Source organism: Sporanaerobium hydrogeniformans, assembly GCF_002735925.1.
In the GTDB taxonomy this organism is placed as follows: domain Bacteria; phylum Bacillota; class Clostridia; order Lachnospirales; family Cellulosilyticaceae; genus Sporanaerobium; species Sporanaerobium hydrogeniformans.
In genome coordinates, this window is sequence record NZ_PEDL01000002.1 from 235,073 (window position 1) to 253,972 (window position 18,900).

The window sequence follows — 18,900 nt, forward strand, 5'->3', positions numbered from 1 at the left end:
TAAAGAAAGGACAGCTTATGCAAAACTTACAGCACATTTTAAACAATATCAAGGCTCCTTCTACTGAACATGCCAAAGCAGCAGAAGTATATTTAGATGGACTTACCAAACCTGTAGGTTCACTTGGCAAATTAGAAGAGATCTACTATCGCCTTTGTAGTATTCAAAGCAGTCAAAAGTTAAAACTTGATAAAAAGGTAGTTATTATCATGTGTAGTGACAATGGCGTATGTGATGAGGGAATAAGCGAATGCCCTCAGGAAGTAACTGCGACGGTAACTTATAATTTCACAAGAGGGATTACAGGGATTAATCGAATGAGTCATTTTTGCCATTCGGATATATATATTGTCGATATTGGTGTGAAGGGTAAATTAGAACATCCCCTTATCGCTCAAAAAAAGGTAAGAGAAAGCACTGGGAACATGACCAAAGAAGTAGCGATGACAAGAAGTGAAGTCATTCAGGCTATTGAGGTAGGGATTGAAGCGGTTAAAGAGCATGTGGAAAAAGGTTATGAGATATTTGGAACAGGTGAGATGGGGATTGGAAATACAACGACTTCATCAGCTGTACTAAGTGTACTTTTAGATCAAGAGATAGAAGAGGTAGTAGGTAAAGGTGCAGGTGCAAAAGAAGAAACCTTTAAACGTAAGGTAGAAGCCATCAAAAGTGCTATTCATTTACATAACCCTAACAAAGAAGATGTGATAGATGTTTTAAGTAAAGTAGGAGGATTAGATTTAGCTGGTTTGTGTGGTGTTTACTTAGGAGCCAGTTATTATCAAAAACCTGTAGTAATTGATGGTTTTATTGCAGCTGTAGCAGCCTTATGTGCTTATCGTCTTAATCCTTTAGTAGGAGAGTATCTTTTTCCTTCTCATCTTTCAGAAGAAAAAGGCATGCATCTTGTGATGGATGAGTTAAAACTTAAACCTTATTTTGAATTAGGGATGAGACTCGGTGAGGGGACAGGATGTCCCATTACTTTTCAGCTTATGGATATGGCCCATTCTGTACTAACGACAATGGGTACTTTTGAAGAGGCTAATATAGAAAAAGAAGATTATATGGATGTTTGGAAATAAAGGAAATTTTTTATAAAAAGAGCGTATGACTAAGCGAAGAAAATTCGTTTAGTCGTACGCTCTTTTAAGCAAATGAATGGGTAGTAATAAAAAGTCTTGCTTTTTGAAGATGAGCTTTAACTGCTGCTGTACTAGGACCACCTTTTACTGAGCGTCCATTTACACAAGTAGTAAGTGAAATAGCTTCATAGATATCTTTTTCAAAAATAGGATGAATAGATTGATAAATATCGAGTGATAGTTCCTCAAGAGAAGTATCATGAGTTACACAATGTAAAACCAGTTTACCAATAACTTCATGAGCATCACGGAAGGCAAGTCCTTTTTTTACTAAATAGTCTGCTGCATCAGTTGCATTAGTAAAGCCACCAGAAGCGGCTTTGTACATATTTTGTGGACAAATCTTCATAGTTTTTACCATAGCTGTAAAAATAGGAAGACACATAGTGAGGGTATCAATACTGTCAAAAATACGTTCTTTATCTTCCTGCATATCCTTATTATAGGCAAGAGGAAGTCCTTTCATAGTAGTGAGAAGACTGAGTAAATTGCCATACACACGGCCACATTTTCCACGTACTAATTCAGCGATGTCTGGGTTTTTCTTTTGTGGCATAATGGAGCTTCCTGTACTATAAGCGTCATCGAGTTCAATAAAATGGAACTCATGAGAACTCCATAATATAATTTCTTCACTAAAACGACTTAGATGCATCATTAAGGTAGATAGGCTATAAAGTAAATCGAGGCAGAAGTCGCGATCAGATACACCATCTATACTATTTTCACAAATGCTTTCAAAGGCTAATTGTTCAGCTACAAAATCACGGTCAAGGGGATAGGTAGTCGTTGCTAAAGCACCACTCCCAAGTGGAAGTGAATTAGTAGTGTGATAAGTGAATTCTAAACGTTTATAATCACGTTTAAGCATTTCAAAATAAGCCATTAAATGATGTGCAAAGGTAATAGGCTGTGCACGTTGCAAATGGGTATAACCGGGCATAATCGTTTCAGTATGATCAGTTGCTAGTTCAATCAGTGTATTCATTAAAGTAAGAAGTAATCTTTGAAGTTCCTTAACCTCTTCGCGTACATAAAGGCGGACATCTAGAGCAACTTGGTCATTACGGCTACGCCCTGTATGCATTTTTTTAGCAACATCACCAATACGAGAGATAAGTAATGCTTCAATATTCATATGGATATCCTCCATTTTTTCATTGAAACTTACTTCTCCTTTTTCAATAGCCTCTAAAAGATCCATGAGTCCTTTTTTGATACAGAGGGCTTCTTCCTCTTTGATGATCCCTTGTTTAGCAAGCATGGTGACATGAGCTATACTTCCAATAATATCTTGCTTGTAAAGTCGTTGATCAAAAGAAATAGATGAATTAAAATGATCTGTTAAAGTGTCTGTTTCTTTGGCAAATCTGCCTCCCCACAATTTCATTGGTGACCTCCTTAGGCGCAATTAGTTTTTCTTGTTTTGTGCTTCCATAAGTGCTCTTACACGTAATGGAAGACCATAAAGGGTAATAAAGCCACCAGCATCTTTGTGATCATAAAGATCACCTGTTGTGAAGCTTGCCAAATCTTCACTGTAAAGCGAATAAGGAGATTGAGAGCCTTGTACAATAATATTTCCTTTGTAAAGCTTAAGTTTTACTTCACCTGTTACGACTTTTTGAGTACTCTCTACAAAAGCTTGAAGAGCTTCACGAAGAGGAGTAAACCATTTACCATTGTAAATAAGGTCAGCAAACTCAAGAGCCACTTCTTGTTTGTAACGATAAGTTTCACGATCAAGAGTAAGATGTTCTAATTCTTCATGTGCTTTGTAGAGAATGACACCACCTGGTGTTTCATAAACCCCACGGGATTTCATGCCTACCACACGGTTTTCAACGATATCTTCAATACCAATACCATTAGCTCCACCGAGTTCATTTAATTTTTCAAGTAAGCTAGATGGATCCATAGCCTTGCCATCTAAATGAGTAGGTATTCCTTTATCAAAGGTTAAGGTAATAAGTGTTGCTTTATCAGGAGCTTGTTCTGGAGAAACGCCTAGTTTAAGAAGTGTTTCGTAGTTAGGTGCATTCCAAGGATTTTCAAGTTCTAAACCTTCGTGAGAAATATGCCACATATTGCGGTCACGGCTGTAGCTGTCTTCTTTTTTCATAGGGACTGGAAGATTTCTAGCTTCTAAGTAAGCAATCTCTTCTTCGCGAGAAGAGATATCCCAATACGCCATGGAGCAATGACTTTAAGATGAGGTGCAAGTGCAGCAATACCCAGTTCAAAACGAATTTGGTCATTTCCTTTACCTGTACAACCGTGGCAAATAGCGACAGCATCTTCTTTAAGTGCTACTTTAACTAAAGTTTTAGCAATGACAGCACGCGCAATAGATGTACCAAGGTAATATTTTGATTCATAAACTGCTCCGGATTGAATCATTGGAAAGACATAATCTTTCATAAATTCATCTTTTACATTTTCAACATAAACTTTACTAACCCCCATAGATAAGGCCCTTTCTTCAAGACCTACAAGCTCAGCATCTTGACCAACATTAATGCAAACAGCAATAACATCGTAGTCATAATTTTCTTTAAGCCATGGAATAATAACAGAGGTGTCTAAGCCACCTGAATAAGCAAGTACAACTTTTTCTTTCATAAAACAAATCCTCCTAAACTTAATATATATTAGTGTTTATGCATAATTATACACCTATTTATGTATAATACAATACCTTTTTAAAAAATATTTTAAAATTCCTTGTGTTATTCCTAGTATAAAGCTTTTTCTTCATATTGTATACATCCAATCAGAGTTATAATAGAAATACCTTATTGTAGGTAATATAGAATGTAGGATCAAAAATGTATAGAAAAGTGTGGAACCCTATTGTATAATGATACTATTTGATGAACATATTTGAGGAGGATTTTAGAATGAAAGGCCTATTTGATTTAGATGCACCAGTATGGGTATGGCTGTCAGAAGTAGCAGATGTGATGATACTTTCACTTTATTGGTGGATTTGTAGCATCCCGCTTGTAACTGTTGGAGCTTCGACAACAGCTCTTTATTATGTATTAGGAAAAAAGATGCGTAAAGAGTCAACAAGTATTACAAGAGATTTCTTTTATAGTTTTAAGATGAATTTTAAGCAATCACTTCCTTTAGCTATTATATTTTTAATAGCGGTAATAAGTGGGAGTTTATATGTTTTTATGGCTGTAGATGGGTTACTCAATGATAATCTAAAAGGTGTTATGCGATTTATAGTACCTGTAGGGATGGTATTTATTTTTGAAGCGACACATCTTTCAAGTTATATTTGGGCACTACTATCTCGTTTTCATATGAAAAGTTATACGTTGTTTACAACAGCCTTTGTACTCGTACATCGTCATTTATTGACAACCATTATTTTAACAGTAGCTAAAATAGCAGTTTTATTAGCTATTTTTAAAATGCCATTAATAGTTTTAGTGGCACCAGGAATAAATGTAGCCATTGATTCGTTCTTTGTTCAAGGTATTTTTTCAAGATATTTAGAGGTTGAGGCGACTAAAAACGCACAGGCTGAAGAGTTAGAGGAGGAAGATTATATGGAAACTACCAATGAGCAGCAATAAGCTCATGCTGTGTATCCAAATTTAAAATTCTTCCACAAGATAGGTATGGATAAGAAGAATATTCATACACTAGTTAAGGGAAACTACCCATTTTTAGAGAAAGAGGTGTAGAAAAAATGGAACTAGTATTAAATATTTTTGTAGTTATTATGTTAGTAAGTTTATTTAATTTAATACGTTATATGTTAAAAATAAGAAAGATTTTAAAGATGAATAAGGATAACCCTAATATACAAGGGATTAGTATTATAAACGGTGAGATTAAAGTGATTGAGAAAATACCAACTCCTTCAGAAATAACTAGAGAATTGGTTGTAGACCCTATATGTGGTAAAGAAATAGAAAAAACAGATGCTTATCGCGTGATGCGAGAGGGAAAAGAGCATTTCTTCTGTTCTTGGGAGTGTCGTGAAAGGTTTGTAAAAGAGCATACTTTGGAAGGTAATGAATAATTGCCTTCTTTTTTGTTATAACTTAGGAAGAAGATGTATAATTAAAGAGGAAAAAAGTAGGGAGGTAGTAGGATGAAGGCTGAGATTATTGCTGTAGGAAATGAAATTGTAACGGGGCATACAGTAAATACAAATGGAAGTTTTATTGCAAAAGCCTTACAGACCATAGGAGTCATGACTTATTATCAAAGTGCTGTAGGGGATGAACAAGCAAGCATTCAAGAGGCATTAGAGCTAGCACTTAGGCGTAGTCAACTTATTGTATTTACAGGTGGATTAGGGCCTACAGAAGATGATTTAACAAAAGAGGCAGTTTGCCGTTATTTAAAAAGACCTATTAAAGAAAGTGTAGACTGTCTTTTAGGGATGCAAAATTACTTTAACCAATTGGGGATAGAGATGACAGACAATAATAAAAAACAGGCAGCTTTTCCAGAAGGAGCCTATTTATTAACCAATAATCATGGGACAGCGCCAGGATGTATTTTAAAGGTAGAAGATTGTTTTATAGTACTTTTACCAGGGCCTCCTAAAGAGATGAAGCCAATATTAGAGGGAGAGGTATTACCTTATTTTCAAAAGCAACTTAAAAAAGGTATATATACCTTAGATATACGACTTATGGGGATTGGTGAAAGTGCACTTGCTGAAAAAATAGCACCTTATTTGGGTGAATTTACTACAGTCAATGTAGCTACTTATGTGGGAAATTATGAGGTTATTGCGCGTATAACAGGACAGGGTAAAACAGTGAAAGAAGCTAAAGAATATGCAGAAAATATGAAAAATAAACTCTTTTCTTGTTTAGAGGATTATATTATTGGATATAATGAAGATAGTTTAGAAGAATCACTGTTAAAGCTCCTTCAAAAGTATCACTACACCATTGCTACGGTTGAGTCTTGTACGGGTGGTTTACTAGCAGGGACATTGATTAATTGTAGTGGTGTCTCTGCTCACTACAAAGAGGGATTCATTACTTATAGTAATGAGGCAAAAGAAAAATATGTGGGGGTAAGGACAGAAACGCTTTGCCTTTATGGGGCAGTAAGTAGGCAGACAGCAAAGGAAATGGCAGAGGGAGTAAAAGCTAAGGCAAATGCCTATATTGGTTTGGCTACAACAGGTATTGCAGGTCCAGAGGGAGGCACGCCTGAGAAGCCTGTTGGACTTATTTATGTGGGAATGGCCATAGGTGATGAGACTTATGTAGAGGAGCTTCATCTTAGTGGAACACGGCAAGAAATAAGAGAACAAACAGTGAAAAAAACGCTTCATGCACTCTTTAAGCGCTTAAGACAAATTTAGCTTGCTATTAGCAGAAAAGTTAGGTATAATAGATACAGAACAAATGTTCGATTAATAAAGAGGTGATAGATAATGAATACAGAATCAAAAAAAGCATTAGATGCAGCGATTTCACAAATACAAAAGCAATTTGGTAAAGGTTCTATTATGAAGCTAGGGGAAGCTACTGATACAAATATTTCAACCTTCCCTACGGGCTCTCTGAGCTTAGATATTGCTCTTGGTGTGGGGGGAGTACCAAGGGGGAGAATTATAGAAGTCTATGGACCAGAGTCTTCTGGCAAGACTACTGTTACGTTGCATATGATTGCAGAGGTGCAAAAATGTGGTGGGATTGCAGCGTTTATAGATGCAGAGCATGCTCTAGATCCTGCATATGCAAAAAAGTTAGGTGTAGATATTGATGAACTTTATATTTCGCAACCAGATAATGGTGAACAAGCCCTTGAGATAGCAGAGACCATGGTACGTTCAGGTGCTATTGACTTAGTTATTGTTGACTCCGTTGCTGCTCTTGTTCCCCGAGCAGAGATTGAAGGGGATATGGTGATTCTCATATGGGTCTTCAAGCAAGATTAATGTCTCAAGCCCTTCGTAAACTTACAGGTGTTGTGAATAAATCCAAATGTACCGTTGTTTTTATTAATCAGCTTCGTGAGAAGGTAGGGATTACCTTTGGAAGTAATGAGACAACAACAGGAGGGCGTGCTCTTAAGTTCTATGCATCTGTACGTTTAGATGTACGTAAGATTGAAACTTTAAAGCAAAATAATGAGTTTATTGGAAGTCGTACACGTGTAAAAGTTGTTAAAAATAAAGTAGCTCCACCTTTCCAACAAGCAGAATTTGATATTATGTATGGAGAGGGGATTTCTAAAGAAGGAGATGTCTTAGACCTTGCTTCTAATATTGATATTGTTAATAAAAGTGGGGCATGGTATTCCTATGGTGACGTTCGTCTAGGGCAAGGGAGAGAAAATTCTAAAATCTATTTAAAAGAACACTCAGAGCTTCTTACAGATATTGAAAATGAAGTAAGAAAACATTATGGGATTAAAGAAGCAGAAGTTGGGGCAGGGGTTAAGGTTGAAGAAAATTTATCTCTATTAGATGAAGGAGAAGAGTAGATAGGTAGAGCGAAAGCTCTACCTTTTATTTGATTATTTATTTTAATTTACAAAAGTGAAAATTTATTCATAATATATGGGAATCTGAGGTTGCCCTATGCTTGACAGCATTTTTAAAAAGTTATACAATTATGATGTTATTTGCACATTCAAAAACTATAGGGAGGTGGTAATATAAAGAGTATAGTTATTATTGTGATCGTAGCCATTGTACTGATCGTACTTGTTGGAATAATAGCCTTTTCTAGTGGCGTATTGTATAGAAAACGTATCGCTGAAGCACTCATTGGTTCAGCAGAAGAAAAGTCACGAAAAATTATTGATGATGCGATTAAAACTGGGGAAGCTAAAAAGAGAGAAATGCTTTTAGAAGCTAAAGAAGAAAACATTCGTGTAAAGAATGAATTAGACAAAGAAGTAAGAGAAAGAAGAACAGAGCTTCAGCAGCTGGAAAAAAGACTTCTTCATAAAGAAGAAACCTTAGATAAAAAGACTGTTGTTCTTGAACAAAAAGATGACCAATTACAACAAAAGTTAGACAAGTTAGATAAGACTAGGGCAGATATTGACAACCTTCGTAATAAGCAGCTAGAAGAACTAGAAAGAATTTCAGGATTAACTTTAGGAGAAGCTAAGGAATACCTCCTAAAAACAATTGAAGAAGAAGTAAAACATGAATCAGCTATTTTAATCAAAGATATTGAAGCTAAGACAAAATTAGAAGCTGATAAGAAAGCAAAAGAAATCCTTACTAATGCTATTCAGAAATGTGCAGTAGATCATGTAGTAGACACAACAGTTTCAGTTGTGCCATTACCAAATGATGAAATGAAAGGACGTATCATTGGTCGTGAAGGGCGAAACATTCGTACTCTAGAAACGTTAACGGGTATTGACTTAATTATTGATGATACACCTGAAGCAGTTATTTTATCTGGGTTTGATCCGATTCGTCGTGAAGTAGCAAGAGTTGCTTTAGAGAAGTTAATTGTAGATGGACGTATTCACCCTGCTCGTATTGAGGAGATGGTAGAAAAAGCAAGAAAAGAAGTAGAAGTTCTTATTCGTGAAGAAGGAGAAGCAGCTACTTTTGAGACAGGTGTACATGGTTTGCATCCTGAACTTGTTCGTTTATTAGGTAAAATGAAATTTAGAACCAGTTATGGTCAAAATGTATTAAGACATTCTATTGAAGTATCTAATTTAGCAGGACTTATGGCAGGAGAGTTAGGTTTAGATATTCGCTTAGCTAAACGAGCTGGATTGCTTCATGATATTGGTAAGTCAGTAGATTATGAAGTAGAAGGTTCTCATGTAAGTATTGGAGCTAATTTATGTAGAAAATATGGAGAGAATCCTCTTGTTATTAATGCAGTGGAAGCGCACCATGGAGATGTGGAACCAGAGACTGCAATTGCTGTCATTGTACAAGCTGCCGATACCATTTCAGCAGCACGTCCAGGGGCAAGAAGAGAAACTCTAGAGACATATATTAAACGTCTTCAAAAATTAGAAGAGATTGCAACTTCCTTCAAGGGAGTAGAAAAATCTTTTGCGATTCAAGCAGGGCGTGAGGTTCGCATTATGGTTGTACCAGAAGAAGTGGATGATAATGGCTTAGTGCTTTTAGCAAGAGATGTAACAAAACAAATTGAAAATGATTTAGAATATCCGGGTCAAATCAAAGTAAGTATTATTCGTGAGACACGTGCTACTGAATATGCAAAATAAAAGCACAGGACAATATCCTGTGCTTTTTTGATGTTAAATTTAAGATTAATAGGATAAAAAAGTGGAAAAATAAGAGTAAGCATTCTAATTATAAAAATAAATGCGAACAAAAATATAAATTAAAGCTATAATGTTCGAAAAATCTTGTAAAGTAACTAAAATTTCTTTATAATGAAGACATAAATTAAAAGAGTGAAAGGATTGAGCCCATGAGAGATTCTTATAAAAGCCCTTTAGAAGGCAGATATGCAAGTAAAGAGATGCTTTATCTATTTTCAGAGGAGAAGAAATTTAAAACTTGGCGTAAGCTATGGGTAGTATTAGCTGAAACGGAAAGAGAATTAGGTTTAGCTATTACGAATGAGCAGATAGAAGAACTAAAACGTTATCAAGAGGATATAAATTATGAAGTGGCTGAGGCCTGGGAAAAAAAAGTAAGACATGATGTAATGGCTCATGTACATGCCTATGGAGAGCAAGCGACTCAAGCTATGCCTATTATTCACTTAGGGGCAACGAGTTGTTATGTAGGTGATAATACGGATCTAATTATTATGTATGAAGCACTAGAATTGTTACGTGTGAAATTGATAAATGTTATGGATAAGTTAGCACATTTTGCTGATAAGTATAAGGGACTTCCTACTTTAGGATTTACCCACCTTCAACCTGCACAGTTAACTACCGTGGGTAAAAGGGCAACTTTATGGCTTCAAGATTTATGGCTAGATTTGCAAGAAGTAGAAGCAGTATTAGCTAAAAAAAGGTTACGTGGTGCTAAAGGGACAACAGGCACTCAAGCAACCTTCCTTACCTTATTTGAAGGAGATTATGAGAAGGTAAAAGCTTTAGATAAGAAGATTGCTGAGAAACTAGGTTATGAGGAGGTTTATGCTGTGACAGGACAAACCTATACTCGTAAATTTGACTCTATTGTTTTAAATGTTTTAAGTCAAATTGCACAATCTGCCTATAAGTTTAGTAATGATATTCGTATCTTACAACACTTAAAAGAAATTGAAGAACCTTTCGAAAAAAATCAAATTGGATCCTCTGCTATGGCTTATAAACGCAATCCTATGCGTACAGAAAGGATCTCTTCACTTGCACGTTATGTAATTTGTGATACTCTTAATCCAGCTATTACAGCATCTACACAATGGTTTGAAAGGACACTAGATGACAGTGCAAATAAGCGTATTGCTGTATCAGAAGCTTTTTTAGCAGTGGATGCTATTTTGGAAATTTACTTAAATGTTTCTTCTAATTTAGTAGTTTATCCAAAAGTTATTGAAAAGCATATTATGGCAGAACTACCTTTTATGGCTACAGAGACAATTTTAATGGAAGGTGTAAAACGTGGTGGAGATAGACAAGAGTTACATGAACGTGTACGCGTTCTTTCTATGGAAGCTGCAGCTGAAGTAAAAGAACAAGGTAGAGCAAATGATTTGATCGAGCGTATCATTCAGGATGGTACCTTTAAAATGAATGAAGAAGAACTGTACAAGATTTTAAAACCAGAGAACTTTATTGGGTGCGCAGCACTTCAAGTAGACGACTTTTTGCAAAATATAATTTATCCTATTTTAGAGAGTAGTCGAGAAATATTAGGTGTTCAGGGTGAAGTGAGAGTTTAAGTTTGGCTTGATAGAATTTAAAAAGAGGGTACATCCCAATAAGATGTGCCCTCTTTTGATAAAGTTAATTTGAATTAAGAACTTCTTTGATGCCTTTAAAAGTACCTAAAAAGTTAATAGCATCGGAAGGAAGGACAAGTTTACTTGATTCACCCTCTGCAATTTTTTCAAGAGCTTCCATTGAACGAATGGCAAGAATATTTTCGTCTATACCAGAATCTTTAATAGCTGTAAAAACAGCTTTAAGACCTTCCCCTTTAGCTTCTTGAAGCTTTAATATAGCAGCAGCTTCACCTTCAGCTCTCAAAATATCAGCTTGTTTTTGTCCTTCAGCAGCACGAACAAGAGCTTCTTTTTTTGCTTCGGCACTTAAAATTGTAGCTTCTTTTTCTCCCTCAGCTTGAAGAATAGCAGCTTTCTTCTGACCTTCAGCCGTTAAAACAGCTTCGCGACGTTGGCGTTCAGCTCGCATTTGTTTTTCCATAGCTTCTTGGATATCTTTAGGTGGAAGAATATTTTTAAGCTCCACGCGGTTGACACGAATTCCCCATTTATCCGTAGCTTCATCTAGGATGACGCGAAGTTTTGTATTAATGACATCTCTTGAAGTGAGTGTTTCATCTAAATCTAATTCACCAATAATGTTACGTAAAGTAGTAGCAGTAAGATTTTCGATAGCACTAATAGGGTTGGCAATTTCGAAAATATAGTATACAGGGTCTGTGATTTTATAATAAACAACTGTATCAATTTGCATAGTGACGTTATCTTTGGTGATAACAGGCTGTGGTGGGAAATCAATAACCATTTCACGTAAATCTACCTTTTTATAAATTGTTTCGATGAAGGGAATAATAAAATTTACTCCTGTTTCTGCACGACGATTAAATTTTCCCAGACGCATAACAATACCAACGGTGGACTGTTTGATGATTTTGATAGAACTAAAAGTAAGAATAAGTATAAAAACGACAATAAGAATAATTAGAGCGAACATATTTTAAACCTCCTGATTAATAATAGGTGAAACAATAAGTTTGACACCCTTTACTGCGTTAATGGTTACTAAAGTTTCCTTAAGGATGGGTTCTCCTGTGGTGGAGATAGCCGTCCAAACTTCACCATCAAGTTTTACTAAACCATTTTCTAAATTATCTTTTCCAATGGCTTGAATAACAATTCCTTTTTTTCCAATAAGTCCGTCAATGTTAGTTGCTACGGTTGGGGGTTTGTTAAGTTTTTTGACTACACGTTTTGTAAGCGTAAGAAGTAACGTAAGTGATACAACGATGAAAACAAGACTTTGCCAAATAAAATTTGAAGTAACTAATGATGTGATGAGTGCAGCAATTGCTCCAGCAGCAAACCATATAAGGAAAAAACCACTATAAAGTATTTCGGCTACACTGAAGATAATGCCTACAACAAGCCATAAAATCCACATAACACTCCTCCTTATAAAATGAACTTGTTATAAAATAGTATACCATAGAATACGAAAAAAGAAGAAAAAATATTACTAGCTTTACTGGATATGCTATAATAAATAAAAAATAAAGATTGAAGGATGTGAAAAAGTGAGCATATTAGGATTTATTGGTATTGGAAATATGGGGGGCGCTATGGCTAGTGCTATAGCGAGTAGTGGAGAAAAAAGGTTATTTGTTTATGATACTTATGAAAAAGCTTATGATAAATTTTCAGGAATGACAAATGTGAAAAAAGCTCAAACAATTAAGGAGCTAGTGGAACAAGTAGATTACATTATATTATCGGTTAAACCACAATATTATGGATCAGTTTGTGAACAAGTAAAAAAAGTACTACGTCCAGAACAGATTATCATAACTGTTTCTCCAAGTCATAGTATTGAGCAAATGAAGATGTTATTAGGAGAAGGAGTGAAGATTGTTCGTACGATGCCCAATACCCCTGCTCTTATAAATGAAGGAATTACTGCTTATTGCTATCAGCAAGGAGAAATTTCTGAAGAACAGAAGGGGCAACTATTAAAGTGGTTAGGAGCTTTTGGAGTAGCAGTGGAAGTGGAAGAGAAACTAATGTCAGCAGTAGTTGCGACAACAGGAAGTTCACCAGCATATGGTTATTTGTTTATTGAGGCTATGGCAGATGCAGCAGTAAGCTTAGGTATTCCACGCGCTATGGCTTACAATTTATCAGCAATGGCCATTAAAGGAGCATGTGAAATGGTGCTTCAAACGGGCAAACATCCAGGGGAATTAAAAGATGCGGTAACCTCTCCGGGTGGAACAACCATACGAGCTGTTACGAAGCTCGAAGAATGTGGTTTTAGAAATAGTGTAATACAAGCCATGTTTGCGTGTTATGATAAGGCAGAAGAAATGAAGAAGCAATAGCAAAAAGTACATTTTACCCTATAAGTTCTAAAAAAGGAAATTACATCATAGTTTGATGTAAGACAAGCTAATTTTAAGGAGAGGGTAAGATGCGTATGAATACAAGAATTAAGTGGAGAATGCAGTATATTAAGCTAGAGTTAGTAGAAGTCATTTTTGTATTAAGTGTTGTATTAGGGAGCTGTTATGCTTTGATGATGCAGCAGGAAAGGGCTACTTTATTTGTATTGCTAAATGACTTCTTTAGAGGAAATACACAAGGCAAATTAGAGAATATACAAATAGTTAAAATAGTGTATCATTACTGTATACAGCTGTTTATGATTTGGCTAATGGGGCTTTTTACGTTAACGCTGCCATTAGCTTTATTTTTGTTAGGTAGTATGATATTTTCTTATGCTTATACTATTACAGTTCTTTTATTAGGATATGGAGGAATGGGTTTAGCATTAAGCATAATTCATTTTGGTATACAGGGTACATTGCTTGTTGGTATAGGGATAATAATTGGAAAGGAAGCTATAAAAAATAGGCTTCAATTTGATAAAATGTTAGTGCAAAATTATTATTGGCTACTTCTACCTGTTTTTTTAGGAAGTTGTCTTATTGCGGGAATAGAAATGGTTAAAATTTGTAAATTTAGCTATATTATAGAATTATTAAATAAATAAAAGTCTTAATTTGTTTAAAAGCAGTCATAAAATCATCATATATACATATTAGAATTATAAAATAAAACAATATTTGTTAAAATTCATAGTTAATTTTAAAATATTTAGACAAAATACACAATAAGATTCCTAAGGTTACAATAAAACCAAAAAGAAGAAGCTTTCAAGCAGTGAAGCTTTTTATCAATATTTATTGATTTATATATAATATAAATATATAATTAATATACTGTTATAAATGTTACTTTAAGTGTACTAAATGTAGATTTTTAAACTTTAATGAGATAGATAGTGAATATAGGGGGGAAAAAGGTGGAATTATTTTCAGACATTAACGTCATGAATAGGGCACTGGATGCTACGGTTTTGAAGCATACTGTGATTAGTAATAATATTAGTAATGTAGATACTCCGGGATATAAGAGGCAAGATGTAGAATTTGAGAGATTACTTGCTCAAGAAATAAATAAAAAGGGTATAAATAATTTGAATGAAACAGAGCTTAAACCACGTGTTTATGAGGATAAGAGTGGATATAGTTATCGTCTAGATGGTAGCAATGTGGATATTGATACAGAGATGGCAGAAGAAGCGAAGGTTGTAGCACGCTATAATGTTTTAACAGTTCGTGCGGCAGCACAACTCAATCGATTTAAAACAATCTTACAAACCTTGAAGTAATGAGGAGGAGTTAAAATGAGTTTTTTTGGATCTATGGATACATCTACATCTGGCTTAACCGCTCAAAGATTAAGATTAGATATTATTTCACAGAATATTGCTAATGCTAATACAACAAGGACACCAGAGGGAGGACCTTACAGGAGGAAAACTGTTTTATTTGAGTCAATTACTAACCAATCTAATAATTTTGGTGATATACTCAATCAAAAGATTAACTCTCAAAATAATGGAGTAAGGGTTTCGCAAATTGTAGAAGATAACAGTCCTTTTCCAGTTGTTTATGACCCCACACATCCAGATGCAAATGCGCAAGGGTATGTGGAACAGCCTAATGTCAATATAGTAACAGAAATGGTGAATATGATTTCAGCCAGCCGCTCTTATGAAGCCAATGTAACAGCTTTTAATAATATGAAGAGTATGATAAATTCAGCATTAGCTATAGGTAAATAATATTAGGGGGATTAAAAATGATTGAGGCGATTCAAGCACTTCAAAGTGCTTCTATAGGAACTGAGAAGGTAAATAAAGCAGCAACATTAACCAGTGATACAAGTTTTATGGATGCACTAGATGCAGCTAAAAAGTTAATTCAAGCTACTAATGAAAGTGAACAAGAGGCTAAGGTGTTAACCTATGACTTTTTAACAGGTAAAAATGATAATATACATAGTTTACTCATTGCGCAAGAAAAATCCTCTATTATGCTAAATTTTACTTTACAAGTTAGGAATCAACTAATTGATGCATATAAGGAAATTATGAGATTGAATATCTAGTTACCTACTTCAAATAGAGAGATGAGGTGGATAAATGCAAGAAACATTGAAACAGATGTCGAGTCAGGTAACGGAAAAATGGAATAATTTGACTCAATCTCAGAAGATAAGGATATATATTGGAATAGCAGCATGTATAGTTGCTATTGTAGCTGTAGCATTTATGCTACGCCCTAAAATGAGAGTATTATGCTCAGATGTAGATGCTAAATCAGCAGCAGATATTACCAATGTACTTACAGAGAGGAAAATTGAATATAAATTAAATCCAGAGGGAACTACCATAGAAGTTGATGAAAAAGACTACAGTGCAGCCCGTATGGCATTAGCAGAAGAAGATGTGCCTAAAGTAGGCTATAGTTTTAGTGATGCTATGGCTAACTCTATGTCTACTACAGAAAATGATAAGAAGGTTAAATTAGATGAATATAATCGGGTTGACCTAGAAGAAAGTTTAGAGACAATTGAAAATATAAAATCAGCAAAGGTAAAGCTAGTTATTCCGCAAGAAAAAAATTCTTTTCTGCAATCTAAGCAACAAAGTAGTGCAAGTGTTATATTGAATCTGGCAAATCCATTAACTTCAAAACAAATAGAAGGGATTGCAAGATTAATTGCAAGTAGTGTGCAAAATTTAGATACTAAAAATATTACCATATTAGATACTCAAGGTAATAATTTGTACAGTGGGGCTGATGAACAGAGCTTTAGCCTAAGCAAGCAGCAAGAACATAAACAAGCTGCCGAATATGAGATAAAAAATAAAGTAAATGAACTATTAGGTGCTATGTATAGTGATGTACGGATTAGTGCAAACCTTATTTTTGATTATGATCAATATGAAGAAGTCAGTGAAAGCTATACACCACAATTTGAGGATGATCCAAGAGGAATTATCCAAAGTGAAACAGTAAGTAGTGCCTCTTCAACTAATACACAAAATGGAGATGAGCCAGGCGTAGCGAATAATGGCGGTGATGCACCAACTTACCAAATGGGAGATGGTGGAACGGGTACAACGAAAGAAAGTAACAAACAGGTAACTTATGTAACAGATAAAAAGGTAGCTACTTCGATTAAGAATGTAGGTGAACCTGATTTAAAAGCCTCTTCTTTAGCAGTCAATCTATTTAAAAATAAGATTTATAATGAAGAAGACTTAGAGAAAACTTTAGGGACCATGACTTGGAAAGAATTTAAAGAGCAAAATAGTCAGCAGGTTCCTTTAGCAGTAGATGAAAACTTGATAGCTTCTATTCAAAGTGCAACAGGGATTGAACAAGTGACGGTGCAATGTTATGAGAATCCTATTTTTATTGATAAAGAAGAATATAGTATTGATTATAAAGACTACTTACCATTTATACTTATTTTACTTGTACTTCTCCTTGTTGTTGTAGTTGTTATGAAATTTAGAAAACAAGAAGAAGTGGTAGAGATTGAACCCGAGCTAGAAGTAGAAGAAATGCTTAAGACAGCTAAAGAAGAAGTAGAGCTTGAGGAAATTGAGTTAAAAGAAGTACTAGAAACAAAACGACAAATTGATAAATTTGTAGATGAAAAACCAGAAGCGGTAGCAAACTTATTACGCAATTGGTTAACTGAGGAAGAGTGGGAGTGATGAGTTTGGCAAAAGGTGAATACAATAGCAAACAAAAGGCTGCAATGTTACTAATTGCTTTAGGTCCGGAAAAATCTGCAAAGATTTTTAAGTATTTAAAAGAAGAAGATATTGAACAGCTAACCTTGGAAATTGCTAGTATTCGAGCAATTTCTCCTAAGGCAAAGGAAGAGGTGCTTCGTGAATTTTATGAGATGTGTTTGGCACAAGAGTATATTGCAGAGGGTGGTATTGGCTATGCTAAACAATTGCTAGAACAAGCATTAGGAGCTGATAAGGCAGTTGAAGTGATTAATAAGTTAACTGTTTCTTTACAGGTAAGACCTTTTGAGTTTGCAAGAAAGACAGATGCTGCTCAGCTTGTAAACTTTATCCAAAATGAACATCCCCAAACAATCGCTTTAATTTTATCTTACTTAAAGCCATCACAAGCAGCTCAAATTATACGTTCATTACCATCAGAAATGCAGTCTGATACAGCTCGTAGGATAGCTTTGATGGATCGTGCATCACCAGAAGTGATTAGCCAGATTGAAAAAGAATTTGAAAAAAGACTTTCAACACTTGTTTCAGAGGATTATACAACTATTGGTGGTATTGATTCCATCGTAGATATTATCAATCAAGTTGATCGTGGGACAGAGAAAAATATTATGGAAAACTTAGAGATTGAAGATCCGGAATTAGCTGAAGTTATTAAAAAACGTATGTTTGTGTTTGAGGATATTACCACTTTGGATAATAAATCTATACAACGTGTTCTTAGAGAAGTGGATAATCATCAGCTAGCTATTGCACTTAAAGGGACAGGTCAACAAGTTAAAGATGTCATCATGAGTAATATTTCTAAACGACTTGCAGCTATGATTGAGGAAGACTTAGAATACATGGGACCAAAGCGTGTTAAAGAAATTGAGGATGCGCAGCAGAAGATTGTTAATATTATACGTAAGCTAGAGGATGCGGGAGAAATTGTCATATCACGTGGAGCAGGAGATGAGGTCATTGTCTAGTATCATAAAAGGGGGACGTGTTCGTAACCAAACAGTTATTGCTTTAAAGGATAGAAGCGAAACAAACTATGTAGCTTCTTATATGGATAATGATGAAAATCAAAACAATATGGGACAAGAAGAAAGAGAGCAAAGTTGGGAAAAACATATCCAAAATATGCTTCGAGAGGCACAAATAAATGCAGAGAAAATAATAGAAGAAGCGAATCGTCAAAAAGGCGTTATCATTAATGAGGCATTACAAGAAGCTGATCAAATCATTGAAAAGGCTATTCAAAGCAAAGAAGAAATTCTCAAAGAGGGCGAAGACTATAAGGAAAATAGGAAGATAGAAGCCAACCAGGAAGCAGAAGTCATTTTGCAAAAAGCTTATGAAGAAAAGGAAGCACTTATTGCAGCAACAGAAGGAGAACTTGTACAGACGCTTTGCAAACTTTTGGATTATCTCATAGGTGAAGAGGTTTATCATCATACGGCATGGCTTACTTGTATTGTAAAACGTATGCTTAGCCATGAAAATTTTGAAGATCAGATACATATAAAAGTATCACCACAAGTTTTAGAACGTCTAACTGAGGAAGAAGAAAAGGCCCTCAAAGCACTTGGTAAACAAGTTGAAATAGAGGCAGATAATCATTTATCCAATACGATTTGTAAAGTAGTGACAGCACAGGGAAGTATTGAGTATGATGTTATTCAAGGTTTAGAACGAGTGATTTCAGAACTTAAGCTTTTACAAAACCTTAATAAGGAGTAAT

At 35.0% G+C, this 18,900-nt stretch carries 17 protein-coding genes and 2 pseudogenes; 15 read left to right on the forward strand and 4 right to left on the reverse strand.

Features of this window, described 5'->3' with window-relative positions:
* Nucleotides 1-17: 17 nt before the first annotated feature.
* Nucleotides 18-1,088, forward strand: a complete 1,071-nt coding sequence (gene cobT, locus CS063_RS03980) for a nicotinate-nucleotide--dimethylbenzimidazole phosphoribosyltransferase (protein ID WP_099448387.1) — start codon at nt 18-20, stop codon at nt 1,086-1,088.
* Between the two features lie 64 nt (nt 1,089-1,152).
* On the opposite strand, the gene argH is transcribed toward cobT, so the two are convergent.
* Together argH and CS063_RS18110 are read right to left on the reverse strand one after the other, a co-directional pair.
* The gene (gene argH / locus CS063_RS03985) at nt 1,153-2,538 is read right to left on the reverse strand and encodes an argininosuccinate lyase (protein WP_099448388.1); all 1,386 of its coding nucleotides are present in this window, start codon (nt 2,536-2,538) and stop codon (nt 1,153-1,155) included.
* Nucleotides 2,539-2,559: 21 nt separating this feature from the next.
* Nucleotides 2,560-3,770: pseudogene (locus CS063_RS18110) on the reverse strand (argininosuccinate synthase).
* Between the two features lie 278 nt (nt 3,771-4,048).
* Between CS063_RS18110 and CS063_RS03995 the strand changes: the two are divergent.
* The 6 genes and pseudogenes from CS063_RS03995 to purB all read left to right on the forward strand — a co-directional run bounded on the left by CS063_RS03995 (nt 4,049) and on the right by purB (nt 10,996).
* On the forward strand, nt 4,049-4,738 hold the full coding sequence (locus tag CS063_RS03995) for a YesL family protein (protein WP_180270670.1): 690 nt from the start codon (nt 4,049-4,051) through the stop codon (nt 4,736-4,738).
* Nucleotides 4,739-4,854: 116 nt separating this feature from the next.
* Nucleotides 4,855-5,190 (forward strand): YHS domain-containing protein, encoded by a 336-nt coding sequence (locus tag CS063_RS04000; RefSeq protein ID WP_099448390.1) that lies wholly within the window; start codon nt 4,855-4,857, stop codon nt 5,188-5,190.
* Between the two features lie 72 nt (nt 5,191-5,262).
* Nucleotides 5,263-6,498 carry a competence/damage-inducible protein A gene (locus CS063_RS04005; RefSeq protein WP_099448391.1) on the forward strand — a complete coding sequence of 412 codons (1,236 nt, stop codon included), beginning with the start codon at nt 5,263-5,265 and terminating at the stop codon, nt 6,496-6,498.
* A 72-nt stretch (nt 6,499-6,570) separates the two neighbouring features.
* Nucleotides 6,571-7,625: pseudogene (gene recA / locus CS063_RS18115) on the forward strand (recombinase RecA).
* A gap of 195 nt (nt 7,626-7,820) precedes the next feature.
* Nucleotides 7,821-9,356 carry a ribonuclease Y gene (gene rny, locus CS063_RS04015; protein ID WP_330400967.1) on the forward strand — a complete coding sequence of 512 codons (1,536 nt, stop codon included), beginning with the start codon at nt 7,821-7,823 and terminating at the stop codon, nt 9,354-9,356.
* A 209-nt stretch (nt 9,357-9,565) separates the two neighbouring features.
* A complete protein-coding gene (gene purB, locus CS063_RS04020; RefSeq protein ID WP_099448393.1) occupies nt 9,566-10,996 on the forward strand; it encodes an adenylosuccinate lyase in 1,431 nt (476 codons plus the stop codon).
* 64 nt (nt 10,997-11,060) lie between these two features.
* On the opposite strand, the gene CS063_RS04025 is transcribed toward purB, so the two are convergent.
* Together CS063_RS04025 and CS063_RS04030 are read right to left on the reverse strand one after the other, a co-directional pair.
* On the reverse strand, nt 11,061-11,993 hold the full coding sequence (locus tag CS063_RS04025) for an SPFH domain-containing protein (RefSeq protein ID WP_099448394.1): 933 nt from the start codon (nt 11,991-11,993) through the stop codon (nt 11,061-11,063).
* 3 nt (nt 11,994-11,996) lie between these two features.
* Nucleotides 11,997-12,440, reverse strand: a complete 444-nt coding sequence (locus CS063_RS04030) for an NfeD family protein (protein ID WP_099448395.1) — start codon at nt 12,438-12,440, stop codon at nt 11,997-11,999.
* 133 nt (nt 12,441-12,573) lie between these two features.
* Here CS063_RS04030 and proC point away from each other — a divergent pair, with 133 nt between their 5' ends.
* The 8 genes from proC to CS063_RS04070 all read left to right on the forward strand — a co-directional run bounded on the left by proC (nt 12,574) and on the right by CS063_RS04070 (nt 18,899).
* A complete protein-coding gene (proC, locus tag CS063_RS04035; RefSeq protein WP_099448396.1) occupies nt 12,574-13,374 on the forward strand; it encodes a pyrroline-5-carboxylate reductase in 801 nt (266 codons plus the stop codon).
* An 89-nt stretch (nt 13,375-13,463) separates the two neighbouring features.
* Entirely contained in the window at nt 13,464-14,045 is a 582-nt protein-coding gene (locus tag CS063_RS04040) for a hypothetical protein (protein ID WP_099448397.1), read from the forward strand.
* A 312-nt stretch (nt 14,046-14,357) separates the two neighbouring features.
* Nucleotides 14,358-14,726 (forward strand): flagellar basal body rod protein FlgB, encoded by a 369-nt coding sequence (flgB, locus tag CS063_RS04045; protein ID WP_099448398.1) that lies wholly within the window; start codon nt 14,358-14,360, stop codon nt 14,724-14,726.
* A 15-nt stretch (nt 14,727-14,741) separates the two neighbouring features.
* The gene (gene flgC / locus CS063_RS04050; protein ID WP_099448399.1) at nt 14,742-15,182 is read left to right on the forward strand and encodes a flagellar basal body rod protein FlgC; all 441 of its coding nucleotides are present in this window, start codon (nt 14,742-14,744) and stop codon (nt 15,180-15,182) included.
* A 17-nt stretch (nt 15,183-15,199) separates the two neighbouring features.
* Nucleotides 15,200-15,508, forward strand: a complete 309-nt coding sequence (locus CS063_RS04055; protein WP_099448400.1) for a flagellar hook-basal body complex protein FliE — start codon at nt 15,200-15,202, stop codon at nt 15,506-15,508.
* A gap of 34 nt (nt 15,509-15,542) precedes the next feature.
* The gene (gene fliF / locus CS063_RS04060; RefSeq protein WP_099448401.1) at nt 15,543-17,129 is read left to right on the forward strand and encodes a flagellar basal-body MS-ring/collar protein FliF; all 1,587 of its coding nucleotides are present in this window, start codon (nt 15,543-15,545) and stop codon (nt 17,127-17,129) included.
* Nucleotides 17,129-18,142: a flagellar motor switch protein FliG gene (gene fliG / locus CS063_RS04065; RefSeq protein ID WP_099448402.1), complete on the forward strand. Its 1,014-nt coding sequence runs from the start codon at nt 17,129-17,131 to the stop codon at nt 18,140-18,142. The genes fliF and fliG overlap by 1 nt, the downstream gene beginning before the upstream one ends.
* Nucleotides 18,135-18,899 carry a FliH/SctL family protein gene (locus tag CS063_RS04070; RefSeq protein WP_180270671.1) on the forward strand — a complete coding sequence of 255 codons (765 nt, stop codon included), beginning with the start codon at nt 18,135-18,137 and terminating at the stop codon, nt 18,897-18,899. The genes fliG and CS063_RS04070 overlap by 8 nt, the downstream gene beginning before the upstream one ends.
* The last annotated feature ends 1 nt before the right edge of the window (nt 18,900 follow it).